This window comes from Streptomyces vilmorinianum, assembly GCF_005517195.1.
Classification (GTDB): Bacteria; Actinomycetota; Actinomycetes; order Streptomycetales; family Streptomycetaceae; genus Streptomyces; species Streptomyces vilmorinianum.
In genome coordinates this window covers 7,142,337-7,168,651 of record NZ_CP040244.1, presented here as the reverse complement: position 1 = coordinate 7,168,651, position 26,315 = coordinate 7,142,337, and the positions used below count along the sequence as shown (strand labels likewise).

26 protein-coding genes are annotated in these 26,315 nt (G+C 72.1%); 20 read left to right on the top strand and 6 right to left on the bottom strand.

The annotated features are described in order from the left end of the window. The 7 genes from FDM97_RS33370 to FDM97_RS33340 all read left to right on the top strand — a co-directional run bounded on the left by FDM97_RS33370 (position 1) and on the right by FDM97_RS33340 (position 7,965). Positions 1-984: a carbohydrate kinase family protein gene (locus tag FDM97_RS33370; RefSeq protein ID WP_137994208.1), complete on the top strand. Its 984-nt coding sequence runs from the start codon at positions 1-3 to the stop codon at positions 982-984. Beyond that, positions 981-4,454, top strand: coding sequence for a methionine synthase (metH, locus tag FDM97_RS33365; RefSeq protein WP_137994207.1), 3,474 nt, complete (start codon positions 981-983; stop codon positions 4,452-4,454). Before FDM97_RS33370 ends, metH begins: the two co-directional genes overlap by 4 nt. A 50-nt stretch (positions 4,455-4,504) precedes the next feature. Continuing rightward, the gene (gene ahcY / locus FDM97_RS33360) at positions 4,505-5,917 is read left to right on the top strand and encodes an adenosylhomocysteinase (RefSeq protein WP_137994206.1); all 1,413 of its coding nucleotides are present in this window, start codon (positions 4,505-4,507) and stop codon (positions 5,915-5,917) included. After that, complete coding sequence (locus FDM97_RS33355) at positions 5,917-6,582, top strand: maleylpyruvate isomerase family mycothiol-dependent enzyme (RefSeq protein ID WP_137994205.1); 666 nt, start codon at positions 5,917-5,919, stop codon at positions 6,580-6,582. Before ahcY ends, FDM97_RS33355 begins: the two co-directional genes overlap by 1 nt. Before the next feature lie 112 nt (positions 6,583-6,694). Beyond that, positions 6,695-6,973 carry a hypothetical protein gene (locus FDM97_RS33350; RefSeq protein ID WP_137994204.1) on the top strand — a complete coding sequence of 93 codons (279 nt, stop codon included), beginning with the start codon at positions 6,695-6,697 and terminating at the stop codon, positions 6,971-6,973. Positions 6,974-7,030: 57 nt separating this feature from the next. Beyond that, positions 7,031-7,342 carry a DUF2087 domain-containing protein gene (locus FDM97_RS33345; RefSeq protein ID WP_137994203.1) on the top strand — a complete coding sequence of 104 codons (312 nt, stop codon included), beginning with the start codon at positions 7,031-7,033 and terminating at the stop codon, positions 7,340-7,342. After that, the gene (locus FDM97_RS33340) at positions 7,339-7,965 is read left to right on the top strand and encodes a LysE/ArgO family amino acid transporter (RefSeq protein WP_137994202.1); all 627 of its coding nucleotides are present in this window, start codon (positions 7,339-7,341) and stop codon (positions 7,963-7,965) included. Before FDM97_RS33345 ends, FDM97_RS33340 begins: the two co-directional genes overlap by 4 nt. On the opposite strand, the gene FDM97_RS33335 is transcribed toward FDM97_RS33340, so the two are convergent. After that, positions 7,934-8,395, bottom strand: coding sequence for a VOC family protein (locus tag FDM97_RS33335; RefSeq protein ID WP_137994201.1), 462 nt, complete (start codon positions 8,393-8,395; stop codon positions 7,934-7,936). The genes FDM97_RS33340 and FDM97_RS33335 overlap by 32 nt on opposite strands. Before the next feature lie 72 nt (positions 8,396-8,467). Between FDM97_RS33335 and FDM97_RS33330 the strand changes: the two genes are divergently transcribed. Further along, positions 8,468-9,118 (top strand): TetR/AcrR family transcriptional regulator, encoded by a 651-nt coding sequence (locus tag FDM97_RS33330; RefSeq protein WP_175439329.1) that lies wholly within the window; start codon positions 8,468-8,470, stop codon positions 9,116-9,118. Positions 9,119-9,399: 281 nt separating this feature from the next. On the opposite strand, the gene FDM97_RS33320 is transcribed toward FDM97_RS33330, so the two are convergent. Continuing rightward, on the bottom strand, positions 9,400-10,794 hold the full coding sequence (locus tag FDM97_RS33320; protein ID WP_137994199.1) for an FAD-binding oxidoreductase: 1,395 nt from the start codon (positions 10,792-10,794) through the stop codon (positions 9,400-9,402). A gap of 114 nt (positions 10,795-10,908) precedes the next feature. Here FDM97_RS33320 and FDM97_RS33315 point away from each other — a divergent pair, with 114 nt between their 5' ends. Next, positions 10,909-11,439: a hypothetical protein gene (locus FDM97_RS33315; protein ID WP_137994198.1), complete on the top strand. Its 531-nt coding sequence runs from the start codon at positions 10,909-10,911 to the stop codon at positions 11,437-11,439. Here the strand turns inward: FDM97_RS33315 and FDM97_RS33310 are convergent. Then, positions 11,376-12,044 carry a DUF2218 domain-containing protein gene (locus FDM97_RS33310; protein WP_175439328.1) on the bottom strand — a complete coding sequence of 223 codons (669 nt, stop codon included), beginning with the start codon at positions 12,042-12,044 and terminating at the stop codon, positions 11,376-11,378. The genes FDM97_RS33315 and FDM97_RS33310 overlap by 64 nt on opposite strands. A 76-nt stretch (positions 12,045-12,120) precedes the next feature. Here FDM97_RS33310 and FDM97_RS33305 point away from each other — a divergent pair, with 76 nt between their 5' ends. From FDM97_RS33305 to FDM97_RS33290, 5 genes are all read left to right on the top strand, one after another. After that, the gene (locus FDM97_RS33305; protein ID WP_137994196.1) at positions 12,121-12,687 is read left to right on the top strand and encodes a TetR/AcrR family transcriptional regulator; all 567 of its coding nucleotides are present in this window, start codon (positions 12,121-12,123) and stop codon (positions 12,685-12,687) included. A 78-nt stretch (positions 12,688-12,765) separates the two neighbouring features. After that, a complete protein-coding gene (locus FDM97_RS33300) occupies positions 12,766-14,094 on the top strand; it encodes an FAD-dependent oxidoreductase (protein ID WP_137994195.1) in 1,329 nt (442 codons plus the stop codon). A gap of 128 nt (positions 14,095-14,222) precedes the next feature. Beyond that, positions 14,223-14,333 carry a class III lanthipeptide gene (locus tag FDM97_RS36225; protein ID WP_217510275.1) on the top strand — a complete coding sequence of 37 codons (111 nt, stop codon included), beginning with the start codon at positions 14,223-14,225 and terminating at the stop codon, positions 14,331-14,333. Positions 14,334-14,787: 454 nt separating this feature from the next. Beyond that, entirely contained in the window at positions 14,788-15,468 is a 681-nt protein-coding gene (locus tag FDM97_RS33295; RefSeq protein ID WP_254705838.1) for a hypothetical protein, read from the top strand. Further along, positions 15,465-15,983, top strand: a complete 519-nt coding sequence (locus tag FDM97_RS33290) for a hypothetical protein (RefSeq protein WP_137994194.1) — start codon at positions 15,465-15,467, stop codon at positions 15,981-15,983. Before FDM97_RS33295 ends, FDM97_RS33290 begins: the two co-directional genes overlap by 4 nt. A 58-nt stretch (positions 15,984-16,041) precedes the next feature. Here the strand turns inward: FDM97_RS33290 and FDM97_RS33285 are convergent, their stop codons facing one another. Further along, positions 16,042-16,767 (bottom strand): PIG-L deacetylase family protein, encoded by a 726-nt coding sequence (locus FDM97_RS33285; protein WP_137994193.1) that lies wholly within the window; start codon positions 16,765-16,767, stop codon positions 16,042-16,044. Between the two features lie 153 nt (positions 16,768-16,920). Here FDM97_RS33285 and asnB point away from each other — a divergent pair, with 153 nt between their 5' ends. From asnB to FDM97_RS33255, 6 genes are all read left to right on the top strand, one after another. Beyond that, entirely contained in the window at positions 16,921-18,735 is a 1,815-nt protein-coding gene (asnB, locus tag FDM97_RS33280) for an asparagine synthase (glutamine-hydrolyzing) (RefSeq protein WP_137994192.1), read from the top strand. Beyond that, complete coding sequence (locus FDM97_RS33275) at positions 18,732-19,655, top strand: PrpF domain-containing protein (RefSeq protein WP_137994191.1); 924 nt, start codon at positions 18,732-18,734, stop codon at positions 19,653-19,655. Before asnB ends, FDM97_RS33275 begins: the two co-directional genes overlap by 4 nt. A 93-nt stretch (positions 19,656-19,748) precedes the next feature. Further along, positions 19,749-20,495 carry an SDR family oxidoreductase gene (locus FDM97_RS33270; protein WP_137994190.1) on the top strand — a complete coding sequence of 249 codons (747 nt, stop codon included), beginning with the start codon at positions 19,749-19,751 and terminating at the stop codon, positions 20,493-20,495. Positions 20,496-20,512: 17 nt separating this feature from the next. Further along, positions 20,513-22,069 carry a class I tRNA ligase family protein gene (locus FDM97_RS33265; RefSeq protein WP_137994189.1) on the top strand — a complete coding sequence of 519 codons (1,557 nt, stop codon included), beginning with the start codon at positions 20,513-20,515 and terminating at the stop codon, positions 22,067-22,069. Between the two features lie 81 nt (positions 22,070-22,150). Beyond that, positions 22,151-23,497 (top strand): D-inositol-3-phosphate glycosyltransferase, encoded by a 1,347-nt coding sequence (mshA, locus tag FDM97_RS33260; RefSeq protein ID WP_432816269.1) that lies wholly within the window; start codon positions 22,151-22,153, stop codon positions 23,495-23,497. 199 nt (positions 23,498-23,696) lie between these two features. Further along, positions 23,697-23,933: a hypothetical protein gene (locus tag FDM97_RS33255; RefSeq protein ID WP_137994188.1), complete on the top strand. Its 237-nt coding sequence runs from the start codon at positions 23,697-23,699 to the stop codon at positions 23,931-23,933. Between the two features lie 110 nt (positions 23,934-24,043). Here FDM97_RS33255 and FDM97_RS33250 read toward each other — a convergent pair whose 3' ends face one another. Next, positions 24,044-25,099, bottom strand: a complete 1,056-nt coding sequence (locus FDM97_RS33250) for a helix-turn-helix domain-containing protein (protein WP_137994187.1) — start codon at positions 25,097-25,099, stop codon at positions 24,044-24,046. Between the two features lie 126 nt (positions 25,100-25,225). Beyond that, entirely contained in the window at positions 25,226-26,245 is a 1,020-nt protein-coding gene (locus FDM97_RS33245) for a helix-turn-helix domain-containing protein (RefSeq protein WP_137994186.1), read from the bottom strand. Positions 26,246-26,315: the final 70 nt, after the last annotated feature.

The following is a 26,315-nucleotide window of genomic DNA, read 5'->3' as shown; positions in this document are numbered from 1 at the left end:
ATGCGTATCGCTGTCACGGGATCCATCGCGACCGACCATCTGATGACCTTCCCCGGCTGGTTCAGCGAGCAGCTGCTCGCCGACCGGCTCGACCGGGTCTCCCTGTCGTTCCTCGCCGACAACCTGGAGGTCAGGCGCGGCGGAGTGGCAGCGAACATCGCCTTCGGGCTCGGGGTCCTCGGGCTGCGTCCGGTGCTCGTGGGCGCGGTCGGCGCCGACTTCGAGCCGTACCGGGTCTGGCTCAAGGACCATGGTGTGGACACCGACTCGGTGCGCGTCAGCGCGTCGCTCCACACCGCCCGGTTCGTCTGTACGACCGACCGGGCGCAGAACCAGATCGCCACCTTCTACGCCGGGGCGATGGCCGAGGCCCGCGAGATCGACCTGCGGGAGGTCGTCGCCCGGACGGGGCGTCTGGACCTGGTCCTGGTCTCCCCGGACGACCCCGAGGCCATGCTCCGGCACACCCGCACCTGCCGCGAGCTGGGGGTCCCGTTCGCCGCCGACCCCTCGCAGCAGCTGGCGCGGCTCGGCCGGGAGGAGGTGCGGGAGCTGGTGGACGGGGCGCGATGGCTGTTCACCAACGAGTACGAGACGGCGTTGCTCGGCGAGAGGTCGGGCTGGTCGGAGGCGGAGATCCTGCGCCGGGTGGGGACATGGGTCACCACGCACGGCGCGGCGGGCGTCCGGATCCGAGGGGAGGGCCGCGAGCCGCTGGCCGTGCCGGCGGTGGAGATGCCCGGGGTCGTCGACCCGACCGGGGTCGGGGACGCGTTCCGTGCCGGGTTCCTCGCCGGGACGGCGTGGGGCGTGCCGGAGCGGTGCGCGGCGCAGCTGGGCTGCGCGGTCGCCGCGACCGTCCTCGACTACGTGGGCACGCAGGAGTACCGCCTGCACCGGGACTCCCTCCTGGACCGGATCAGGACGACGTACGGCGTCGGGTGCACGGCCTCGCTCCTCACCCATCTGAGGGGGCTGTCATGAGCGCGATCACGAGGCGCTCGCTGCGGGAGGAGTTCGCCACGCGGGTCGTGGTCGCCGACGGGGCGATGGGCACCATGCTCCAGGCCGCCGACCCGACGATGGACGACTTCACGGGCCTGGAGGGCTGCAACGAGATCCTGAACGTCACCCGGCCCGACATCGTCGCCTCCGTCCACGACGCCTACTTCTCCGTCGGCGTGGACTGCGTCGAGACCAACACCTTCGGCGCCAACCTGGCGGCGCTGGGGGAGTACGGGATCGAGAACCGGGTCTACGAGCTGTCCGAGGCCGGCGCCCGGATCGCCCGTACCACCGCCGACGCCCACACGGCCGCCGACGGCCGGCCCCGCTGGGTCCTCGGTTCCATGGGCCCGGGGACGAAGCTGCCGACGCTCGGCCACATCACGTACGAGCCGCTGCGCGAGGCGTACCGGCAGAACGCCGAAGGCCTGATCAGGGGCGGCGCCGACGCCCTGCTGATCGAGACCTCGCAGGACCTGCTCCAGACGAAGGCGGCCGTCATCGGCGCCCGCCGGGCCCTGGAGTGGTGCGGCCTCGACCTGCCGCTGATCGTGCAGGTGACGGTGGAGACCACCGGCACCATGCTGCTCGGCTCGGAGATCGGGGCGGCGCTCACCGCCCTGGAGCCGCTCGGCATCGACATGATCGGCCTGAACTGCGCCACCGGCCCTGCCGAGATGGCCGAGCACCTGCGGTATCTGTCGCGGCACGCGGGGATCCCGGTCTCCGTGATGCCGAACGCGGGCCTTCCGGTCCTCACCTCCGACGGCGCCCACTATCCGCTGTCGCCGGCCGAACTGGCCGATGCCCAGGAGCGTTTCGTACGGGAGTACGGCCCCGCGCTCGTCGGCGGCTGCTGCGGTACGACCCCGGAGCATCTGCGCGAGATCGTCGAGCGGGTCCGGGGCGCGGCCGTCCCGGCGCGCACTCCGGTCGCGGAGCCGGGCGCCTCGTCGCTCTACAGCCATGTCCCCTTCCGCCAGGACACGTCGTATCTGGCGATCGGGGAGCGGACCAACGCCAACGGCTCGAAGAAGTTCCGCGAGGCGATGCTGGAGGGCCGCTGGGACGACTGTGTGGAGATGGCCCGCGACCAGATCCGCGAGGGCGCGCACATGCTCGACCTGTGCGTGGACTACGTGGGCCGGGACGGGGCGGCCGACATGGCCGAGCTGGCGGGCCGGTTCGCGACGGCCTCCACCCTCCCGATCGTGCTCGACTCCACGGAGGTGCCGGTGCTGCGCGCCGGTCTGGAGAAGCTCGGCGGCCGGGCGGTGATCAACTCGGTCAACTACGAGGACGGCGACGGGCCGGAGTCGAGGTTCGCGCAGGTCACGGCGCTCGCGAAGGAGCACGGGGCCGCGCTGATGGCGCTGACGATCGACGAGGAGGGCCAGGCCCGGACGGTGGAGGCGAAGGTCGCCGTCGCGGAGCGGATCATCGCCGATCTGACCGGGACGTGGGGCATCAGGGAGTCCGACATCCTGATCGACACCCTCACCTTCACCATCTGCACGGGCCAGGAGGAGTCCCGGCGCGACGGCATCCACACCATCGAGGCGATCCGGGAGCTCAAGCGCCGCCACCCGGACGTCCAGACGACGCTCGGCCTGTCGAACATCTCCTTCGGGCTGAACCCGGCGGCGCGGATCGTGCTGAACTCGGTCTTCCTCGACGAGTGTGTGAAGGCCGGTCTCGACTCGGCGATCGTGCACGCGTCGAAGATCCTGCCGATCGCCCGTCTGGAGCCGGAGCAGGTCGAGGTCGCGCTCGATCTCGTCTACGACCGGCGGCGGGAGGGTTACGACCCGCTGCAGAGGCTGTTGGAGCTCTTCGAGGGCGCGACGGCGATGTCCCTGAAGGCCGGGAAGGCCGAGGAGCTGCTCGCGCTGCCGCTGGAGGAGCGGCTGAAGCGGCGGATCGTCGACGGCGAGAAGAACGGCCTGGAGGCGGATCTGGACGCCGCGCTGGCCGGCCGTCCCGCGCTGGAGATCGTCAACGACATCCTGCTGGGCGGGATGAAGACGGTCGGCGAGCTGTTCGGCTCCGGGCAGATGCAGCTGCCGTTCGTGCTCCAGTCCGCCGAGGTCATGAAGACGGCCGTGGCGTATCTGGAGCCGCACATGGAGAAGGTCGAGGGCGCCGAGGGCAAGGGCACGATCGTCCTCGCGACCGTCCGGGGCGACGTCCACGACATCGGGAAGAACCTCGTCGACATCATCCTGTCCAACAACGGCTACAACGTCGTCAACATCGGCATCAAGCAGCCGGTGTCGGCCATCCTGGAGGCCGCCGAGGAGCACCGGGCCGACGTCATCGGCATGTCCGGGCTCCTGGTCAAGTCCACGGTGATCATGAAGGAGAACCTGGAGGAGCTGAACGGCCGCGGGCTGGCCCCGAAGTTCCCGGTGATCCTCGGAGGCGCCGCCCTGACCAGGGCGTACGTCGAGCAGGACCTGCACGAGCTGTACGAGGGCGAGGTGCGCTACGCGCGGGACGCCTTCGAGGGCCTGCGTCTGATGGACGCGCTGATGGCGGTCAAGCGGGGCGTGCCCGGAGCCGTACTCCCGGAGCTGAAGCAGCGCCGGGTGCCGAAGCGGGAGACGCCCGTCCTCGACGTGCGGGAGCCAGAGCCGGCCGGCCGCTCGGACGTGGCCACCGACAACCCCGTACCGGAACCGCCGTTCCTCGGCACCCGGGTCGTCAAGGGCATCCAGCTCGCCGATTACGCCTCCTGGCTCGACGAGGGCGCCCTGTTCAAGGGCCAGTGGGGCCTCAGGGACGCCGGGACGATCGAGTCGGAGGGCCGGCCGCGGCTGCGCGGCTGGCTGGACCGGCTCCAGACCGACCAGCTCCTCGAAGCGGCCGTCGTGTACGGCTACTTCCCCTGTGTGTCCAAGGGCGAGGACCTGATCGTCCTGGACGAGGACGGAGGCGAGCGGACCCGCTTCTCCTTCCCCCGCCAACAGCGGGGCCGCCGCCTCTGCCTGGCCGACTTCTTCCGCGCCGAGGACTCCGGGGAGGTCGACGTCCTCGCCCTCCAGGTAGTGACGGTCGGCTCCCGGATCGGCGAGGAGACGGCGAGGCTCTTCGCCGCCGACCGCTACCGCGACTACCTCGAACTGCACGGCCTGTCGGTGCAGTTGGCCGAGGCCCTGGCCGAGTGCCGGCACGCGCGGGTGCGCGGGGAGTGGGGCATCGCGGGCGCATCGGAGCCCGCTGACATCGAGGGGATGCTGCGCACCGAGTACCAGGGCTGCCGGTACTCGCTCGGCTACCCGGCCTGCCCGGACCTGGAGGACCGGGCGAAGATCGCCGACCTGCTGCGGCCGGAGCGGATCGGGGTCCGGCTCTCGGAGGAGTACCAGCTGCACCCCGAGCAGTCGACGGACGCGTTCGTCGTCCACCACCCGGAGGCGAGCTACTTCAACGCGGGAGGCCGGCGGTGACGCGGGCGCCCTCGACATGCATCGCACGATCCAGAACTCAAGGAGTCTCAGTGTCCGCTGAATTCACGGACTTCAAGGTCGCCGACCTCTCGCTCGCGGAGTTCGGCCGCAAGGAGATCACCCTCGCCGAGCACGAGATGCCCGGCCTGATGGCGATCCGCCGCGAGTACGCCGCCGCCCAGCCGCTGGCCGGCGCCCGGATCACGGGCTCGCTGCACATGACGGTGCAGACCGCCGTCCTCATCGAGACGCTGGTCGCGCTGGGCGCCCAGGTGCGCTGGGTGTCCTGCAACATCTACTCGACGCAGGACCACGCGGCCGCCGCGATCGCCGCCGCAGGCATTCCGGTCTTCGCCTGGAAGGGCGAGACCCTGGAGGAGTACTGGTGGTGCACGGAGCAGGCGCTGACCTGGCCGAACACGCCCACCGGCGGCCCGAACATGATCCTGGACGACGGCGGTGACGCCACGCTCCTGGTCCACAAAGGCGTGGAGTACCAGAAGGCCGGCGAGGTGCCGGACCCGTCGACGGCCGACAACGACGAACACCGCGTGATCCTGGAGCTGTTGGCGAGGACGACGCTCGACTGGTCCGCGCTCGCGTCCGAGATCCGGGGCGTGACGGAGGAGACCACGACCGGTGTCCACCGCCTGTACGAGATGCACCGCGAGGGCGGGCTGCTGTTCCCGGCGATCAATGTGAACGACGCCGTGACGAAGTCGAAGTTCGACAACAAGTACGGCTGCCGTCACTCGTTGATCGACGGCATCAACCGTGCCACGGACGTCCTGATCGGTGGGAAGACGGCGGTCGTGTTCGGGTACGGCGATGTCGGCAAGGGCTGTGCGGAGTCGCTGCGTGGCCAGGGCGCGCGTGTGATCGTCACCGAGATCGACCCGATCTGTGCGCTGCAGGCGGCGATGGACGGCTACCAGGTCGCGACGCTGGACGATGTCGTGGAGACGGCCGATATCTTCATCACGACGACCGGGAACAAGGACATCATCATGGCGTCGGACATCGCCAGGATGAAGCACCAGGCGATCGTGGGGAACATCGGTCACTTCGACAACGAGATCGACATGGCGGGCCTGGCGCGGATCCCGGGGGTCGTGAAGGACGAGGTGAAGCCGCAGGTGCACACCTGGACCTTCGCCGACGGCAAGGTGGTCATCGTGCTGTCGGAGGGCCGGCTGCTGAACCTGGGCAATGCGACGGGGCATCCGTCCTTCGTGATGTCGAACTCGTTCGCGGACCAGACCCTGGCCCAGATCGAGCTGTTCACCAAGCCGGAGCAGTACCCGACCGATGTGTACGTGCTGCCCAAGCACCTGGACGAGAAGGTCGCCCGTCTCCACCTCGACGCGCTGGGTGTGAAGCTCACGACCCTGCGTCCCGAGCAGGCGGCGTACATCGGCGTCGACGTCGAGGGTCCGTACAAGCCGGACCACTACCGCTACTGATGTGTGCCGCCGACCCGCGTGACCCGTGGCTCCCGGACCGGCTGCTGCGGACGGAACGGGACGCGCTGATGCCCCTGCTGCGCCGCACCCCGGAGGCCTCCTTCGAGCTGCGCACCGCCTGCCCGGGCTGGACGGCCCGGCAGGTGCTCGCCCACTGCGCGGCGGCCCTCGTCCGGATCGTCGAAGGCCGCCTGGAGGAGGGCGTCTTCCTGCCCGAGGCCAACGCGGCCGACGTCGCCGAGCGGGAGTCCTGGCCGCTCGGCCGGATCCTCGACGAGCTGGAGCGCGGCTTCTCGGAGGCCGGCCCGGTGATCGCGGAGACGGACGACGGCACGCTGGACGCCGTCGCGCTGGGGGAGTGGGTCCACGCCGGAGACGTACGGGAGGCCTTCGGCGAACCCGGCGCGTACTGCGGGGCGAGCCTGGAGCTCGCCCTCCCGCTCCTGGAGGTCACCAGCCGCAGACGGGACACCCCCCGGCTGGTGGGCGTCCTGGACGGCCGCCCCGCGCCCGTGGACCTCGGGAACGCGATCGAGGGCCGCCCGCCGGCCCGGTACGAGGGCGACGCGGCGACCCTGATCCGTCTCTACGCGGGCCGCCCGCTGGTCCGCACCCGCTACGCACTGACGGGCGCGACGGAACAGGAACTGCTCATCTACCGCTGAGGGGTGGGGACGTCGTCCGGTTGGCCGCGGTCGCGGTGCGGTGCTCCTCCGCCGCTGTTCGACTGAGGGGTACCGCATCCCCGTCCCCGCGGATCAGAGAGCAGGTACCACCATGGCGATCATCGTCGTCATCGAAATGCCGGGCGTCACGAAGGAGCAGTACGAGGAGAGCTGGAGGAAGATCCACTCCGCCCCGTGGTGGCAGGCCGACGGCTTCATCTCCCACGCGGGCGCCCCGGGGGACAACGGCTGGCTCGTGGTGGACCTCTGGGAGTCGGGGGAGGCGTTCGAGAAGTTCGTGGAGAAGGCGACGCCCATCTTCGAGGAGGCCGGATTCCCCCGGAGCGTCCAGCCGAAGATCTACGAAGCGGTGCACGTGGACACGCGCTGACGGTCGCCCCGGAAAACTCGTTGCGGGTTCGAGGCCGGGCGCGCCACGCTTCCGCGCATGACCTCCCATCCGATGCCCGGCCCCGTGGCGGACCTGTTCTCCGCCGAAGGACGCCTGAAGGCGATCCCGCGACGGGCCCCGCGCCGTGCCCAGCTCCTCGCCCATCTGGCCGAGACGCTCTTCGAGCCGGACCGCTCCTACAGCGAGCGCGAGGTCAACGAAGCGCTGCTCAGCGTCCACGAGGACTTCCCGGCCCTGCGCCGCTACCTCGTGACCGACGGCCGCCTGGCCCGGACGAAGGACGGCGCGAGCTACCGCCGACAGCAGCAGCCCGGCTCCCCCGGAGGCGCGATCCCGTCCGTCGCGTGACGGCCGCGGTGGTGGCCGGCCTGCTGGCCGGTTACGGCATCGCGATCCCGGTCGGCGCGGTCGGCGCCTACCTGGTGGCGGTCACGGCGCGCACGAGCTGGCGTACGGGAGCGGGCGCGGCCCTCGGGGTCGCGACGGCGGACGGCGTGTACGCCCTGGTGGCCGTCCTCGGCGGCTCGGCCCTTGTGCCGCTCCTCGCCCCGTTCATGGTCCCGCTGCGCTGGGTCTCGGCGGTGGTCCTCGTGGGCCTGGCGGTCCGCTCGGCGTGGACGGCGGTACAGGCCTATCGCGTACGGAACCTGACGTCGCGTGACGACGGTGACGGCCCGCTCGGCCCCTTCCGCGCCTACCTCACGTTCCTGGGCATCACGATCCTGAACCCCATGACCGTGATCTACTTCGCGGCCCTGATCCTGGCCACCGGCCCGTCCGGCCCGGCCACCCCGCTCGACCGGACGGCCTTCGTCGCGGCGGCCCTGGCGGCCTCCGCCAGCTGGCAGCTCTTCCTGGCCTCAGGGGGCGCGCTCCTCGGCCGGGGCCTGACGGGTCCGCGCGGCCGGCTCGCGACGGCGCTCGCGTCGAGCGCGCTGATCACAGGCCTGGCGGTGCACCTGGTGAGCTGATCAGGCGGCCGTAGCCGGGGCGCGACGAGTGGTCCACGCCGTGCGCGGCCCATGTGTAGAGGTGGAGTTCGAGTCCGTCGGGGTCGTTGAAGACCAGCAGCCAGCCGATGGACGCCTCGATGACGGGCGAGTGCGGAATCTCCAGTGCGTCGAGGTGCGCCGCCCAGGCGACCACGTCCTCGCGGTCCTGGAGGGCGAAGCCGACCGGGTCGAAGCCCTGGCAGCCTCGGGCCGCCTCGGCGTTCTCACGGAAGCCGACCAGGGTGGTGCCGAGGCCCGGCATCTCGCCCGCGACCCCGCGCACGGTGCCGTCCGCATCCGGGAACTCGATCACGGGCTTGAACCCGAACACGCGGCCGTACCACTCCACGGCCCGAGGGAGTTCGGTGACGGGGATCTTCACATGGTGGATTCCGGCGAGTTCCGGCATGGTGAGCGCCTCCTCGATGCCGCCGATTTCACCACAGTGCGACTGCGGTTAATTTCTCTTACACTCCTCCTCATGGGCGAGGACGTCAAGAGGCGGTACAGGTCGTCGAAGCGGGCGGAATCGGCGGCGCGGACCCGCGCCCGTATACGGGAGGCGGCCGCGCGGCTGTTCGTGGAGAAGGGGTACACGGGGACGCGGATGAAGGAGGTCGCGGCGGAGGCGGGAGTGGGGGAGCGGACCTTGTACGACGTCTTCCCGACCAAGGTCGAGCTGTTCGGCCACACGCTCGGTGTCGCGACCGTCGGCAACGAGGACGCGGTCGCCGTCGCCGACCGGCCCGAGATCCGGGCCCTGCGGGAGGAGGGTGATCCGGCGGAAGCGGTCACCGCCATGGTCGTGTACGCCGCCGATCTCCTGGACCGCGCCGGCGACCTGATCATGGTCAGCGTGGAGGCGGCCGGAGCCGACCCGGACATGCGGGCCGCGACGGAGGCCGGCGCCGCCGCCACCCACGGAGTCCATCTCTCCCTCACCACGGCTCTGGCCGCCCGCTCCGCGCTCCGCCCCGGCCTGGACGCGGCGGACGCCGCCGACATCCTCTACGCGCTGGCCTCCCCCCACATGCACCAGCTCCTGCGCCGCCACCGCGGCTGGCCCCCGGACCGCTACCGCGCCTGGCTCACCCGCGCCGTGCTCCACGAACTCCTCGGCGCGGGTGCCTAGCTGATCGAGAAGCAGGCGACGGCCCGCGATGGTGACCGATCGCGACCAGATCCCGCTGTACCGCGCTGATCTTCGGCCAGGGGCCGTCCCGTGCGGGGACGCGGCCGAAGCTCTGGCTGAGCATGGTGAAGAGCGGTTCGTAGTCGCGTTCGACCCGCAGGCCGAGCATCAGCTCCGACTCCGCCGGCGGGCAGAAGGCCACGGTCCCACGTGCCACCCGATCCGGCCGGGGGCGCCGGTCGTCCGCGCTGATCGCCGCCGCCATGGTCAGCGCCGGTCGCCTAACCCTCCGGCGCGGGGGCGATGTTCTGGGTGTGGTGGAAGACGTTGTCGGGGTCGTACGTGCGCTTGATCAGCGCCAGCCGGTCGTAGTGGCCCCGATACGTGGCCTTGACCCGCTCCTCGCTCTCGCCCGCGCCGAGGAAGTTGACGTACGCGCCGCCCATCGAGTGCGGGTGCAGCTCCTCCCAGTACTCCACGCACCACTGGCGGATCCGCTCCGCGTCGGCCGGATCGGGGCTGATCCCGCCGATCACCCCGGACCAGACGGCGTCCCGGTACGCCCAGGCCGTGTCCATGGGGCCCGCCTGGTGCGCGGCGCCGTCGACCGGGTAGAGGTGCATCGTCGACAGCTCGGTGGGGATGTTCTCCAGGTACGTCGCGTGCACGTCGATCGATTCGTCCGCGATTCGGTCGAAGAAGTCACCGCGCCAGTACCACTGCAGACCCTTCGGGATCAGGTGGTCGAACATCGCCTGCTGTGCCGGGTACGGGATCGGCGTCGCGAAGTGGAAGGCCGGCCGCGCCGGCGCGTTCACCGGGGCGAAGACCTCCGCGAGCCGGACGTCGTCCGCCTTGCCGGAGTAGCACCACACCACGCCGCACATCTTCCGCCCGTACAGCTCCTCGGGGAACGGCGGCTCGGGGGCGATGACGAGTGTCGCGAAGAAGCCGTACAGCTCCGGTGGCGCGGACGGCAGGAACTCCCGGTACCAGCGCAGGACGTCACCGATGTGCTCGGGGTCCCACACGGTCACGCCCAGACCGACGGTGTCCACCGGATGCAGTCGGTACGTGAACGAGGTGACCACCCCGAAGTTGCCGCCGCCGCCCCGCAGTGCCCAGAACAGCTCGGGGTGCTCGTCGGCCGACGCCGTGACGAGCGAGCCGTCGGCGAGCACCACGTCCGCGGCGAGCAGGTTGTCGATGGTCAGCCCGTGGGCGCGGGTCAGATACCCGTGCCCGCCGCCGAGCGTGAGCCCGCCCACGCCCGTGGTCGACATGACCCCGGCGGGGGTGGCCAGGCCGAAGCCGTGCGCCTCGTGATCGAGGTCCCCGAGCTGTGACCCGCCGCCGACCTGCGCGGTTCGGGCCTCGGGGTCGACCCGTACCCAGCGCATGCGTGAGAGATCGACGGTCAGGGCGTCGTCGGCGACGCAGAGCCCGCCACCGCTGTGGCCACCGCCGCGTACGGCGATGTCCAGCTCGTTCTCGCGGGCGAACCTCAGCGCCGCTCTGACGTCCGTGACGTCCGCGCAGCGCGCGACCGCGGCGGGCCGACGGTCGATCATCGCGTTGTAGACCGCGCGGGCGTCGTCGTAGGCGTCCCCGTCCTGCGGTCCGACGACCTCGCCGCGCAGCGTCTCGCGCAGGGTGTCCAGTGCAGTGACGTCCATGGGAGCTCCTCGCCCCCCGGTCACCGACCGCGCCACGTCTTCAGTCTCCTCCCGACGGGGCGCCCGCGCGCGTCGTGCCCGCGTACCCTGCCGTCCGTCCCGCATGCTGACGGAATGAACGGTGACGGCTCAGGCGGTGGTGGACTTCAGGCGTCGGCGCGCGGGTGGCTGACCCTGCAGCTGGCCGTGCTGGGGTTCGTGGGGCTGTGCGGGGCGCTCAAGAGCGGGGGCGGGACGTCGGCCCCGAGGACCGTGGAGGCGGTGGCGGGCGTGCTCGTCCTGCTCGCGCTGGCCGTCGCCTGTGCGGCGACCTATCTGGTGGCGCGAACCGCCTGGCCGCTGTTCGGTGCCCCGGGGACGGACGGTGACGCGGCGGCCGCGCGGCGGCTACGGGTGGGCATCGGGCTCACCTTCGTCGCCGTGGCCCTGACGGCGGCCGCCGCCACGGCCGCCTGGTGGCCGGAGCCGGAGCAGGAGTCCGGGCGGTCCGCCGGGCTGGTGGAGGTCGCCACCTCGTCGGGCACCTGGTGCGGGGCGCTGCGGCCCGGCACCGAGGGCGCGGTCCGGCTGCGCGCGTCGGGTCAGTCCGTGGACGTGCCGCTCGCGGGTGTGCTCAGCGTGACGCCCGTGGCGGCGTGCCGCTGAAGGGTGTGGGCTCGGGCCCGGCGGACGACGAGATGACCGACAGCGACCTTCAGCAGGACGGCGAGCAGGACGGCGCCGACGGTCCAGCCCGTCCATGAGAGGGAGGCCAGGGCGGCCCCGCCGAGCCCCAGGTGCAGGGCGACGATCAGCACCACGGCTGCCGCCAGGACGACCGTCCTGCCGCGGCCGCGGCCCCGGCCTCGGCCCCGGCCGCGGCCTCGGCCGCGGCAGGGGGCGGGTGAGGGTGAGTCGGAGGCGTCGACGGATTCCGGGGTGGCGTGGTGCCAGGTCACGGTCAGCCCCTCGCGCCGGCCGATCTTCTCGATGCGCCCGGCGATGCCGTCCTGGAGCCTCCGCAAGGTGTCCTCGTCGTCCGCCTCGACGTGGAGCGTGAGGGTGTCCGGGGTGGCCTTCAGGGTCCACCGGCCGTCGGCGAACCGGACGGTCCCCTCGGTGTCGGACCAGTCGACGTGCCGGATCTCGGGCGCCCTGTGGTGCGTCATGTGCTGCCGCGGGCCGCCGCTCATGTGACCGGCGTGCCGGCAGAGCTGGACGAGGTAGCGGCTCGCGCGGCCGGTCGGGATGCGTGCTTCGGCGGTGGGCATGTCGACAGCTTTATCGAGACACATTGTCTCCGTCAAGTCATCGTGTCGCGGTCGCGCCGCTGCGTATCCTGGCAACGTGCCGAAGCTGTGGAACGAGACGATCGACGCGCACCGCCGCGCGGTGCGCGACGCGACCCTGGAGACCACCGCGGCGCTGGTGGCCGAGCACGGACTCGCGTCGGTGACGATGTCGCAGATCGCCAAGGAGACCGGCATCGGGCGCGCGACGCTGTACAAGTACTTCCCGGACGTCGAGTCGATCCTGGTCGCCTGGCACGAACGCCACGTCGGCGCCCACCTCGAACGCCTCGCCCACGTCCGCGACCAGGCGGACACCCCCGGAGAGCGGCTCGCGGCCGTCCTGCACGCCTACGCACTCATCACCCACAAGCGCCCGCGCGGCAGCGAGATCGCGGCCCTCGTGCACCGGGGCGAGCACCTCGCCCCCATCCAGCAGCACCTCACGGACCTCGTCCGTGACCTGGTCACCGAGGCCGCCGAGACCGGAGACGTCCGCACGGACGTCTCCGCGGACGAGCTGGCGGCCTACTGCCTCCACGCCCTCGCGGCCGCCGGCGGCCTGCCCTCCGAAGCCGCCGTCCACCGCCTCGTCGAGGTCACGCTGAGCGGCCTGCGCCCCTGATTCGGCCGGCGGGAATGTTCGTCCGCCCGGTGGGACAATCACGAGGGGGAAGCGGGGGACCGCAGCGTAGGAGTGCGCATGAGTCGTGGTGTCCCCCGCCGCGTGGCGGAGACGGCCGTCGTGGTCGGCGCGAGCATGGCCGGACTGTGCGCCGCGCGCGTTCTGTCGGAACGCTTCGACCAGGTGGTCGTGATCGACCGCGACCCCCTCCCGGACGAGCCCCGCCGGCGCCCCCACGTGCCCCAAGGCCGCCAGCCCCACCTCCTGCTGTACGCGGGGGCGGAGCTTCTGGAGGGCTGGTTCCCGGGCATCGTCAAGCAGTTGTACGACGGCGGAGCGACCGAGTTCGACGTCTGCCGGGACTTCTACTGGCACCAGAGCGGCGGCGTGCTGACCAGACCGGAGTCCGAGCTCCGCGGCCCGGCCATGTCGCGGCCGCTCCTCGAGACCACGGTGCGAGAGCGCCTCGCCGCGCTCCCCTCCGTCACCCTGCGCGACCGGACCACGGTCGAAGGGCTGGAGGCCGACGCCACGGGCACCCGGATCACCGGTGTCCGGCTCGCCGGACAGCCCACCCTCGGCTGCGATCTGATGGTCGACGCCACCGGGCGGCAGGCACGGAGCCTGGGCTGGCTCAGGGAACTGGGATTCCCCGAACCGCCCCTGTCCGTGGTCACCGTGGACACCCACTACGCGAGCCGGATCTACCGCCGCGACGAGGCGACGGCTCCGGACTGGAAGGCGGCCGCGGTGATCGGGGACCCCGCGACGCGGCGGCTCGCGATGGCCCTCCCGCTGGAGGGCGCCCGGTGGATCGTGGCCCTGGTCGGCATCAACGGCGAGGTGCCGCCGACCGACGAGGCGGAGCGAGTGGCCTTCGCCCGCTCCCTGGGCTCGCCGGTCATCGCGGACCTCATGGCCGCCTGCGAACCGCTCACCGAGCCGGTGGCCTACCGATTCGCGTCCAACCAGCGGCGCCACGTGGAACGGTTGCGGCGTTTCCCCGTGGGCTGGGTGCCGGCCGGCGACGCCGTCAGCAGTTTCAACCCGATCTACGGGCAGGGCATGACCTCCGCGGCCCAGCAGGCGACGGTCCTCGGAGCCTGCCTCGACCACACGGGGAGGGTCGACCGCCACTTCGCCCGCCGGTACTTCCGCGCCGCCGCCCGCACGGTGGCCGTCCCGTGGTCCATCGCCGTCGGCGGCGACTTCGCCTACGCGGGCACCACCGGGAAGAAGCCGCCGGGAACCGACGTGCTCAACCGGTACGTGGATCGCGTCACCCGCGCCGCCCAGCACGACGACACGGTCACCCGCCGCTTCAACGAGGTCGCCGGCCTCGCCCGCCGGCCCGAGTGGCTCCTCGCCCCCGCGTTCGTCCTCCGCGTCCTGCGCTCCGGACGGTGAGGCGCGGGACATCCCCCGCCATGTTCGTACGGGCCTGGCCCGCGAATGATGGGGGGCGATCTCCCATGTGCCGGACCGGGCCCAGGGCGTTTCATGAACGCACGCCGATCACACGGGAGGTGAACCACATGGCAGTCCTCAAGCTTCAGTCGATGCGGCCGACCGTCGCCGCGTACAGTGCCGGCGTCTCCAGCCTGACGAGCAGCGTCGCCCACTGCTGCAACAAGGATCCGGACTGATCGCCCGTCACCGATCACCCTTCGGGGGGCGCTGCGCGCCCCCCGAAGGCCGTGGAGTGGAGGAAGGGCCGCGAGGCCCCGGTGCCCTGGAGGGTCAATTCATCCGGCCGCCGCGAGGGGGAGCGGCACGGTCGGGATCCGGACACAGGTGGCAGCGCCCCGGTCGTCACGGAACGCGACGGAGAGGTGGCGTCGGCCCAGGTGAAGGGCGCCCTCCTCGCCCGCCGTGGCTTGAGGTTCCTCTGAGGTAACCGGCCGCAGAAATGGCGCAATTCGATCCCCTCGCGTGACCCGCGTCACTTCTGATTGCGTCGCCTGATCGCCGCGCGGTAGGAACGGCCAACGCACCTCACCCCGAGCTTCTCTCATGCATCGCTCAGGGTGACCGCTTCGGCTCCCTGACCAGGAGTCAGGAGCGAGGAGGTGTCTCCATCCACTCATGAATCGGGGAAACATGAGCCACATCGCCATGCGCACCGCGCTCCCTCTCATAACCGCCGCAGCCGTGCTGCTGGCCGGAGCCGGCGCCAGTGCCGCCGCTCCGGTCGACGTTCCGGTCGGTGAGCCGGTTCCGGCCGAGGGGGCGCGGATCGTGCTGGACGACGGGCGGGTCGTCGGTGTCGGCGACTCCGTCAGCTTCACGTTCGAGGGGGACGAGGAGCCGGCGGTCCAGCCCAAGCCGGGCAAGGGGGACATGGCCGCGATGGCCTGTCCCGAGGTGAACGACCGGCCGACGTACACCGTCAAGGGATCGCCGTACTTCATCCCGGACAAGGCCAAGCCCCAGTCGACGTGGCTCCTGCCCCGTCAGACCGTGTCCTGGACCGTGACCGGCAGCCACACCTTCACCTGGGACATCGGCGGGAGCGTCGAGGCGGAGGCGGGGGCGATCCTGGCCAAGGCCAAGGTCAGCGTCGACACGAAGATCAGCAACTCGTGGACGTGGACCGGGACGCAGACCGTCACCGACACGAACACCACCTCGAAGGGGTACCGTGCGGTGCTCGGGCAGGTCGGCTGGAAGCTGACGGGCGTCAAGACGTGGATCGCCCCGCCCTGCACCGTCAAGAAGAAGACCATCGTCGTGCTGGCTCCGCGCAAGGGCGACATGTCGATCGGGCGGCAGAACTCGTGACGCGGACCAAGGGACTCGGACTCTCCGTCGGCCTCTGCGCCGCCGCGCTGCTCTGCGCGTCGGCGTGCGGCCCGGGCGAGGAGGCGAGCAAGCCCTCCCGGAGTCCCGGCGTCACCGGGTCCGCCTCGCCGACGGCGTCCGCGAGGCCCGGCGCGGACGTGGCGAAGGCCGTCCTGGAAGGGGCGTTCGTCGGACGGGAGTCCCTCGGGAGCGGGTCCGGACAGCTCCAGCGGCAGTTCGGCAACACCCACCCCGCCACCCCCGACGGCGTGCTGAGCGTGACGTTCGCGTTCACCTGCACGGGCGGCGCGGACACCAAGGTGGCGCTGAGGTTCGCCGTCGCGGACGCGTACGTGCCCTCGGCCGAGGACACCGCGGTCTGTGACGGCTCCGTCTTCCAGCGGAGTATCGACGTGACCAAGTCCGGTCCGTTCCGCTTCGAGGCCGGGCTCACCGGCTCCGAGGACGGCGGGTACGCCTACGCCTACTACGTCGAGAAGAAGCAGCTTCCGTAGCCGGGACGCCCGGTCCGAGCTCTGAGCCCCCTGCGCTGCCTGCCCGGGCGCGGGGGGCTCAGTCGATGTGCACGATCTGGAACGCCTCCGCCATCCGGCCCGCCGGCAGGCCCCCCGCCGTCGCGTGTTCGCTCAGCCACTCCCGTAACAGGCCCGCCAGGTCGTCGAAGTGGGCCGTCTGGGACGTGTGGATCCGCAGGGCCTCGACCTTGCGGTCGAAGACGCCCGTGACGTCCACGTACTGATTGGGCGTCGGGCCCGTCATCAGCCACAGTTCATGGACGATCCAGGGCTCCAGGCCCTCCTGCTTCAGCAGGGACGCGTGGGCGAAGGGGTTGCGGGCCTCCGGGTAGATCGCGCGGAGGCAGGCGTCGCCGACGGCGCGGTGGTCGGGGTGGAGGTCGGCGACGCGGGCCCAGTTGATCTCGGGGGAGGGGATGATCGCCCGCTGCGGGCGCACCTCGCGGATGATCCGGCACAGGTCGCGGCGCAGCTCCACGCTCGGCTCCACGAAGCTGTCGGGGTAGCCGAGGAAACGGACGTCCGCGACGCCGCTGAGCTTGGCGGAGTGGACCTGTTCGGCGCGGCGCAGGTCCGCCATCGCCTGGCGCGGGAGCTGTTCGTCGTAACCGCCGGCTCCGCCGTCCGTGACGATGCAGTACGTGACGCGGGTGCCGCGCGCGACCCACTGCATGACCGTGCCGCTGACGCAGAACTCGATGTCGTCCGGGTGCGCGGCCACCACCAGCAGGGATTCGGGGGCGGTGCGGTTGAAGTCCTCCATGGGGCCAGCCTGTTGGGGTGGCGGGGGCGTCGCAAGGCCATGTCGTGGCGTGAACCGGACATGGCACTTACGCGCCATTCAAAAACTTGGTAGATTCAAATCATTGGTGAACTGAGAACAGGCAGAGACGCAGACGAACCGGAGGCGACCGGCATGTGCAGGATTTTCGGCTCCTTCGCCGCCGGGGCGGCGGCCCACGCGGCCCGCCCCGAGCCGGCCGAGCTCTCGGCGGTCTCCGCCCGCCAGCGGCACGGCGGCCCCGACGAGCACGAGGTGCTCAGCGGGGCCGGCTGGTCGCTGGGGTGCGACCGGCTCGCCGTCACCGACCCCTGCGGCGGGCAGCAGCCCTACCGGCTGCCGCACCTGCCCGGGATCCTCGCCGTCCTCAACGGCGAGATCTACAACCACGCGGCACTGCGCCGGCACCTGGCCGCCCGCGGACACCGCTTCCCCGACCGCTGCGACGGCACGGTGCTGCCCGCGCTGTACGCCGAGTACGGCCCCGGGTTCGCCGAGCACCTCGACGGCATGTTCGCCGTCGCCGTCCTCGACCTGCGGGCGGGCAGGCCCCAACTCGTCCTCGCCGTCGACGACATGGGCATGAAGCCCGTCCACTGGCACCACGACCCCGCCGACGGCTCCACCCGGTTCGCGTCCGAGATCCCCGCGCTCCTCGCCTTCGAGGGCGTGCGCATCGCCGTACGCGAGGACTCCCTCGACACCGTCCTCGCCACCCGCACCTCGTTCTCGGCCCGGACCGCGCTCGACGGCATCGAGGTGCTGCCGCCGGGCGCCACCGCCGTCGTACGGCCCGGGTGTCCGCCCGCCGTACGGCGCCGGGCCCCGCAGACCCCGGCGGTCGCCCCCGTGGGCGACACCGAGGACGTGCTGCGGCGCGAGGTGCGGCGGCTCACCCAGGCCGAGGTGCCCGTCTGCGCGATCACGAGCGGCGGCCTCGACTCCGGGCTCGTGACCGCGCTCGCCGCCGAGTACGCCCGCGAGACCGACGCGCCCCCGCTGCACACCTTCCACCTCACCTACCGCGGCAAGTGGCCCGACTCCGAGTCCGCGTACGCCCGTTCGGTCGCCCGCCGGACCCGGACCGTGCACCACGAGGTGGCGCTCGACCCCGACGAGCTCGGCTCGCTGCTCACTCGTACCGTCCGCCACCTCGGCCAGCCCAACGCCGACCCCATCGCGCTCTCCACCTACGCCCTGTTCCGCGCCGTCCGGGAGGCCGGCTTCACCGTCGCACTCGCCGGTGACGGCGCGGACGAGCTCTTCGGCGGGTACGAGCGGATGCGCGCCGCGCTCGCCGCACCGGAGGGCGCGGACTGGGCGGGGGCGTACGCGGACGCGCTGTCGGCGGCCCCGCGGATGCTGCGCGAGCACCTGTACACCGCCGGGTACCGCGCGTACATCGCCGAACAGGGCTCGGCCGCCGACCGGATCGAGCAGGAGCTGCGCTCGGCGGGGCCCGACAGGATGGCGGCCCTCACCGCGTTCGAGACGCGGTGGCGGCTGCCCGCGTACCACCTGCGGCGCGTGGACCATCTGTCGATGGCGTGGGCGGTCGAGGCGCGGCTGCCGTTCTGCCAGCCGGGGGTGGTGGCCCACGCGCGCTCGCTGCCGCCGGCCGCGCTGCGGGGCAAACGGGCGCTGTACGAGGCGGGGCGCGAACTGCTGCCGGCGGCGGTCCTCGCCCGCCCCAAGCAGCCCTTCACCCTCCCGATCGCGGCGATGCTGACCCCCGGCAGCCCGCTCCTCGACACCGTCCGCGACCTCCTCTCCCCGGCCCGCCTGGTCCTGGGCGGCAAGGTCCGCGCCGACCGAGTCCAGAAACTCCTCACCCGTCACCTCGAACGCCCCTCGCACCAGGACGCCCTGGCCCTGTGGGCCCTCGCCGTCCACGAACTGTGGACGGACGTCGTCCAGGGCATGCGCATCCCGGTGGGCTGCGCGGCGTGAGAGGCCCGGGCCCGGGCTTCGTCCACGCCGCCGTCGTCATGGCCGAGGGCGCGCCCGGGCCCACGCTCGTCGTCGCGTTGGGTGAACTGCCCGCCGGGGCACTCGCGTCGGGCGGGGAGCTCGCCGCGGTGCGGGGTGCCCTCGTCGGGACGGAGTACGCGGGGGTGAACAAGTTCGCCCTGTACGGGGCCTCGGCGTACCCCGGTTGCGAGCTCGACTACCGCTTCGTCCAAGGGCTCCCCGGCGGCCGCTTCGACTTCCGTACCGGATGCGGGCACTCCCTCCTCGCCTGCGTCGTCGCCGCCGCCCGCCCCGGCCGCCCGCTCGCGGTCCGCGCCGTCACGACGGGCGACCTCGTGCGCTGCGTCCCCGAGGCGGCCACCGGTGCGTACGGCCTCCACTTCCTCCGCGCACCCGACGACCCCGGCACCCTGCCCACCGGGCGGCCCGTCGACGTCGTCGGCGGGCTGCCGGTGTCCCTCGTCCGGTACGGGAATCCGTACGTCTTCGTCGACGCCGCCCACGTGGGCATCCCCACCGCCGACGCCCTCTTCCGCGCCGGGGACGACACCCTGCGCCGGCTCCTCGCGCTGCGCGCGCACGCCGCCCGCAGGCTCGGGCACCCGCCCCACTCCGCCCTGCCCAAGATCGCCGCCTTCACCGTCCGTGACGGGCGGACCGCCGTCCGGGCCCTCACCGTCGGCGGCTGGCACCCCCGCCTCGCCCTCACCGGGGCCGCCGCCCTCGCCGCCGCCGCCGTGATCCCCGGGACCGTCGTGCCGGAGCTCCACGGGCCCGTCCGCACCCCCGGCGGCCCCGTCACCGTCTCCGCCGGGCCCCGCCACATCGGCGTCCACCACAAGCGCGCGACCGTGCTCGACAGGCTCCGGCTGCCGTGGCGTATCCACGCAACGGCGTGAACGCGCACCCCTCTCACCGGGCCCCGGCCCCTCTCCCTCTGCCACGCTGAATTCGACCGCATTCGCCCGCCGGGCAGGGGAGACCAGACGAGCATGAAATTCGAGAATCTGCGTGTCGTCGTGACCGGCGCGTCCCGCTATTTCGGCCGCGCACTCGCCGTCGGATTCGCGCATCTCGGCGCCGAGGTCTATGTATCGGCCCGCACCGTCGAGGCCGCCGAGCGCACCCGTACCGACGTCATGGGCTCCGCCCGTGACCGTATCCACGCCTTCGGCTGCGATCTGAGTCGACCCGCCGAGATCCGGGAGTTCGCCGCCAAGGTCGGCGAACACACCGACCGCGTCGACCTGCTGGTCAACAACGGCGCCCGCTGGCTCGACGGCATGGACCTGGAGGCGGCCAGCGACGACCAGATCGTGGAGACGATCGAGTCGACCGCCGGCGGCACCGTCCTGATGGTCAAGCACTTCCTGCCGCTGCTGCGCGCCTCGCTGCGACCCGACATCGTCAACATGGTCGCCGTACGGGATGCCGAGGGCGCCTCCGCCGCCACAGCGGGCGCCGCCCACGAGGCGTTCTGGACGGCGAAAAGCGCGCAGGCCGGTTTCGCGGACATTCTCTCCCGCAGACTCCGGCCCTCCGGAGTCCGTGTCTTCTCGCTCTACCCGCCCGACTTCTCGACCTCCGATCCGCGCTTCGCGGAATGGGACGGATCGAATCCGGACGGAATAGCCCCGGACGAGAAGCTCACCACCCAAGCCCTTTTCGAATGCATCGTCTACGCGGTCGAGCAGCCTCGTGACTGCTTCATCCGGTCCTTTCACTTCGAACCTCGCTGACGCTCAGGAGGTCCCCCATGAGCACCCCTGTCTGGATCACCGCGACCCCTCCGGCCACCCACGGCGAACTGCACATCGGTCATCTCGCCGGGCCGTACGTCGCAGCCGACGTGCTGACCCGTTTCCTGCGCGCCGAGGGCGAGCCCGTACGGTTCACCACCGGCACCGCCGACCACGCCAGCTCCGTCGAGGTCCGGGCGCTGCGCCACCACCGCAAGCCCGAGGAGGTCGCCGAGGGCTACCGCGCGGCGATCACCGCCGACTGGCTGCGCTCGGGCGTGGAGTTCGACCACATCGTCCGGCCGCGCCGCGACCGCGGCTACGGCCGCTGGGTGCAGGACCTCTTCGGCCGGCTGTACGCGCAGGGCGTCATCGCCCCGCGCACCCGCCTCCTGCCGTACTGCGAACCGTGCGAGCGCTGGCTGTACGGCGCGCACGTCACCGGCACCTGCCCGCACTGCGGCGCGGTCAGCGACGGCGGCATGTGCCACGAGTGCGCCCGCCCCAACGACGGCGGCGACCTGATCGCGCCCCGCTGCTCGCTCTGCGACACCCCCGCGCTGTCCCGCCGCTGCCGCCGCCTCTACGTGCCCCTCGAACCCTTCCGGGACGCGCTCTCCGACTACTGGGCCGCCGCCGGTCTCCCGCCCCGCCTCGCCGCGCTGTGCGAGTCGCTGGTGGAGGACGGGCTGCCCGACGTCGCGGTCGGCCACCCGGGCGAGTGGGGGCTCCAGGTGCCCGTCGAGGGCTTCCCCGACCACCGCGTCGACGGCTGCTTCGAGGCCGCCGCGATGCATCTGTTCGGCTACGACACCAAGGGCCCGCTGCCCCGCCGCGCCATCCACTTCTGCGGCTTCGGGCACGCCTTCTGCCACGCCGTGCTGCTGCCGGTGCTGCTCCTCGCCCAGGACATCAAGCTGCCGCAGGACTTCTGCGTCAACGAGTCGTACGTCATCGAGGACCCGCAGCACGTGTGGGCGCTCGATCTGCTCACCGAGTACGGCTCCGACACCCTGCGCCGCCATGTCCTGCAGGCCCGCCCGACGGGCCGCCGCACGGTCTTCCACCGGGACCGGCTCGCCGCGGCCCGCCGGGAGCTGGACGAGTCCTGGAACAGCTGGCTCTCGCGGCTCTTCGCCTCCGTACGCGAGGAGTGCGCGGGACTCGTCCCGCAGGCGCTGCCGGGCGGCACCGGCTGGGAGATCCTGGAACGGCGGCTGCACCGGGCCGTCGAGGATCTGCGGGAGGCGTACGGCCCCGACGCCTTCGACCCCCGGCGCGCGGTCGCCGTCCTCGACGAGATGGTCCGCTCGGTGGCCGACTTCGGCCATGTCAACGCCCACGAGCGCTGCCGGCCCACCACCGCCTGCCGTCATCTGCCCGCGCTGGCCGCGCAGTTGGCCGTGGCCTCGGCGCTCTCGGCCTGGGCGCGGCCGGTGATGCCGGAGGGCGCCGACCGGCTGGCCGCCGCGCTCAGGGTCGAGCCGGGACGGGCGATCGACCCGGCCGCCCTGACCGCGCCCCTGCCGGGGACCCGGCTCGCCCCACCGTCCGGCCCCGTCTTCGGTTTCTGACCCACTGTTCATCCTCACCGCCGCGTGGCCGTGCGCGACGCAAACGCAGGGACACGTGGCCCGCCCTCACAGGAGCCCCACGTGTCCCTGCGCGTCGCCATGCTCAGCGTCCACACCTCCCCGCTCCACCAGCCCGGCACCGGGGATGCCGGCGGCATGAACGTCTACATGGTCGAACTCTCCCGGGCCCTCGCCGAACAGGGCGCCGAGGTCGACCTGTTCACCCGCTGCCGGGGCGAGGGCCGCCCTCCGGCGGTCGATCTCGCCCCGGGCGTCCGGGTCCGCCATCTGCACGCGGGCCCGCGCGAGGCACTCCCCAAGGAAGCCATGCCGGGTCTCGTCGTGCCGTTCTCGCTGGCCCTGCTCAAGGAGGACCGGCGCTACGACCTGGTGCACTCGCACTACTGGCTCTCCGGGCAGGCCGGCCGCATCGCCTCGGCCGGCTGGCGGATACCGCTCGTCCACACCGCGCACACCCTGGCCCGGGTGAAGAACGCGGCCCTGGCGGACGGGGACACCCCCGAGCCAGAGCTGCGGATCCGCGGCGAGCACCAGGTCGTCCACTCCGCCGACCGGTTGATCGCGAACACGGACGGCGAGGCCGAGGCCCTCCGGTCGCTGTACGGGGCGGCGGCGCCGCGCACGGAGGTCGTCCGGCCGGGGGTCGACCTGCGCACCTTCGGACCGGGGGACGGACCGGGGGACGGGCCGGACGCAGGCCGGGCGGCCGCGCGGGCTCGGCTCGGCCTGCCTGTCGATGCGTTCGTTCCCCTCTATGCCGGGCGCATCCAGCCCCTCAAGGGCCCCGACGTGCTCGTACGGGCGGTCGCCGAGCTGCTGCGGATGGCGCCGGAGCTGCGTCCCCGTCTCCTCGTCCCCGTGATCGGCGGCCACTCGGGGGCGACCCGGGAGGGCACCGCCTGGCAGCTGGCGCACGAGCTCGGGGTCACCGATGTGCTGCGCCCCTGTCCTCCCGTACCGCAGGAGCGGCTCGCGGAGTGGTACCGGGCGGCGGACGTGCTCGTGGTGCCCTCGCGCAGCGAGTCGTTCGGCCTGGTGGCCCTGGAGGCGCAGGCGTGCGGGACGCCGGTGCTCGCGGCGGCGGTGGGCGGGCTGCCGACGGCGGTGTGGGACGGGGTGACGGGGCTGCTCGTACGGGGGCACGACCCGGTGGAGTACGCCCGTCGGCTGCTGTGGCTCGCGGCGCATCCACGGGCGCGGGCGACGATGGGGGAGGCGGCGGTCTGTCACGCCCGCGGGATGAGCTGGCGGGCCTCGGCCGCGCGGACGATCGAGGTGTACGAGGCGGCGCGCGGGGAGGCGGCGCGAAGTGGGGCAGGAGCGGCGGCACGCCCCTGCCCCGGCGGCCCCTCTCTCCTGGAGGAACGAGAAGGCCGTACCACAAGCCTAGCATCTCTTTTGGTCTAACCAAAGATATGGGACGCTCCGGATCCCTCAATTCCGTTGTTCCGGCGGCGCATTGACGCATCCACGCCATGGCGAGTCCACGCATGGGGAAACTATGGATTCGCTTCCGGGGCCGGGCCAATATGGAGATGTCTTCAGGGAGCGCCCGGCGGCACGGGCCCCCAGAAGCGGAATTCCCATTCCAACTCCTGGAGGAATCATGTCTGCTGTGCGTCACTCCGGTATTCGCAAGACCGTCCGCCAGTTCTGCGTCGCCATGGTGGCCTGTACGGCCGTCGCGGCCGGCGCCGCCCTGGTGGCCGCGCCCGGCGCGACCTCGGCTCCCCGCTACGAGATCGCCGGCGCGGAGACCGACCCGACGCCGGCGCCGACGTCGTCCCCGTCGAACGGCAACGAGTGGAATTCCGCTTCCCCGGCTCCCGCTCCCGCCAACTGATCTTCCGGCGGACCTCAACAGGCCTGAACAGACCTGCCACAGAACGGCTCCGTGGTCACCGAATGGGGTGGCCACGGAGCCGATTTGTTTTTTGGAGGCGACTCGTCCGGTCAGTCCAGCCAGCCGAGCCGGAATGCGCGCACGCCCGCCTCGAAGCGACTGGTGGCACCCATTTCCTGCATCAGCTCGGACAGCATGCGGCTCACCGTGCGCAGGGAGACCCCCAGATTGCGGGCGATCTTCTCGTCCTTCATGCCCGAGGCGAGCATCCGCAGCGCCGCGCGCTGCTGCTCGGAGAGGCCGTCGCCGCCGTGCTCGGGCGCGATGCCGTCGCCGTACGGGGTCGCGGTGTGCCAACAGTGCTCGTACAGCGCCAGATACGAGCGGACCAGCGCGGGCCCGCGGGCCAGCACCGCACCCGCCATCGGCTCCGCCGGGTTGGCCGGCAGCACGGCGAACTGCGCGTCCGCGATGATCATGGTCATGGGGACGACGGGCGAGACGCGGATCTCGACGCCCAGCTCCACCCTGCGCCGGAGCAACTCCGTCACCTCGGGGGAGGCGTTGACCCGGTTGCTGTACAGGGCGCGGACCCGCACCCCGTTCTCCAGCTGGCGACGGTCCCGGCTGAGCACCCGGTCGGCGACCTCCCGGACCAAGGACGTCGGGTGCATCGACGCCAGACTGTGCTGGATGACGTCGGTGATGTCCTCCAGCACCTGCTGGATCCGCCGGTAGTCGCCGAGAACCTCCACCTCGACGTCGGAGCGGGCCAGGGAGCCGGCCCGCAGATACGTTCCCGCGAGCGTCTCCAGGGTGCTGTACGCGCGGTCGGCCTCCTCGAGGTGGACGCGCAGCCGTTCACGCTCCCGCTGTAACAGCCGGAGCAGGGCGATCTCCGGGTCGATCACCGCCACCGTGTCGTCGTCCGGTGCCCAGGTGCCGCCCTGGAGGTCCTGGCGGGCCGCATGCGTGGCCGTCGTCGGCACGATGAGCCCGAGGGAGATCAGTTCGCCGCGACATCGCTCGTACTCCTCGGGCGCCAGCGCGAGTTCCTCGTAGACCTCTCCGAAGCTGGAGACGCCGCGCCTGCGCAGCTCCTGATAGAGGGTCAGCGCGGGATCGACCGCCTGACTCCCGACGCCGCCGCCGCCCGTCGTGACCATGGCGAAGTGACCCCCCTTGTCGTCCGAGTCGCCCCGCCTCACCTTGTCATACGGCTCGGCGGGTGTCCGTCATGCCGATCTTCCCAGTGTCACCCGTCACGCGATACGCCACCCGAACTCCCGCGCCTACCCGACCCGTTCGTAACCCTCGCCGTCGAGCAGGCCGAGCCGCGCCGCCTTCACGCCGGCCTCGAAGCGGCTCGCGGCGTCCAGCTCCTGCATCACCTCGGACAGCAGCCGGCTGACCGTGCGCAGCGAGACGCCCAGATTCCGTGCGACCTGTTCGTCCTTGATCCCGGAGGCGAGCATCCGCAGCGCGGCCCGCTGCTGTTCGGAGAGCCCGTCGCCGCCGTGCTCGGGGGCCGCCTGCCGGTCGCCGTACGGGCCGGCCGCGTGCCAGCAGTACTCGTACAGCGCGAGATACGAGCGGACCAGACCGGGCCCGCGCGCGAGGATCGTCGCGGAGTCGGGGCTGTGCGGATCGGTGGGCAGCATCGCGAAGTTCTCGTCGGCGAGCACCATGTTCATCGGTACGACGGGGGAGAGCCGGATCTCGACCCCGAGGGCGGCCCGCTCCTCCAGGTGCTGCGCCATGTCCGGTACGGAGCTGATCCGGCGGCTGTACATGGCGCGGACCCGCAGCCCGCGCCCGGTGCGGCACCGGTCGCGCGCCAGCTCCTCGGCCATGTCCTCGCGCCGTAACGAACCGGTGTGCATGGAGTGGACGGAGCGGCGCACGGTGTCGGTGAGCCCGGCCAGTTCCTGCCGGACGCGCTGCGGATCGGAGACGATCTCGACCTCGACCTCGGAACGGGGGACGGCACCGGCCCGGAGGAAGGGGCCCGCCAGCGTCTCCAGTGTGGCCTGGGCCCGGCCGGTCTCGGCGAGCCGGTGCGCGAGCCGGTCGCGTTCGTGCTGGAGGAGGCGGACCAGGGCGAGGTCGGGGTCGATCACCGGGCGCTTCGCGGTGGGTTCGATCAGGCCGAGGGTGGTGAGTTCGCCACGGCAGCGGTCCCGCTCCTCGGCGGAGAGGGCCAGGCCGTCCGCGACCTCGTCGAAGGAACAGGCGGGCCGGGCGCGGAGCTCGAGGTAGATCGCGAGGGCCTGTTCGCTTCCCGTACGCGTCCCGGTGGCGTTTTTGGACACAGCGCAGCAGACTCCCCTCGGATCCCTGAGGATCCCGTTGAATCGCCCCGCTAGACCCTGCCATACATTC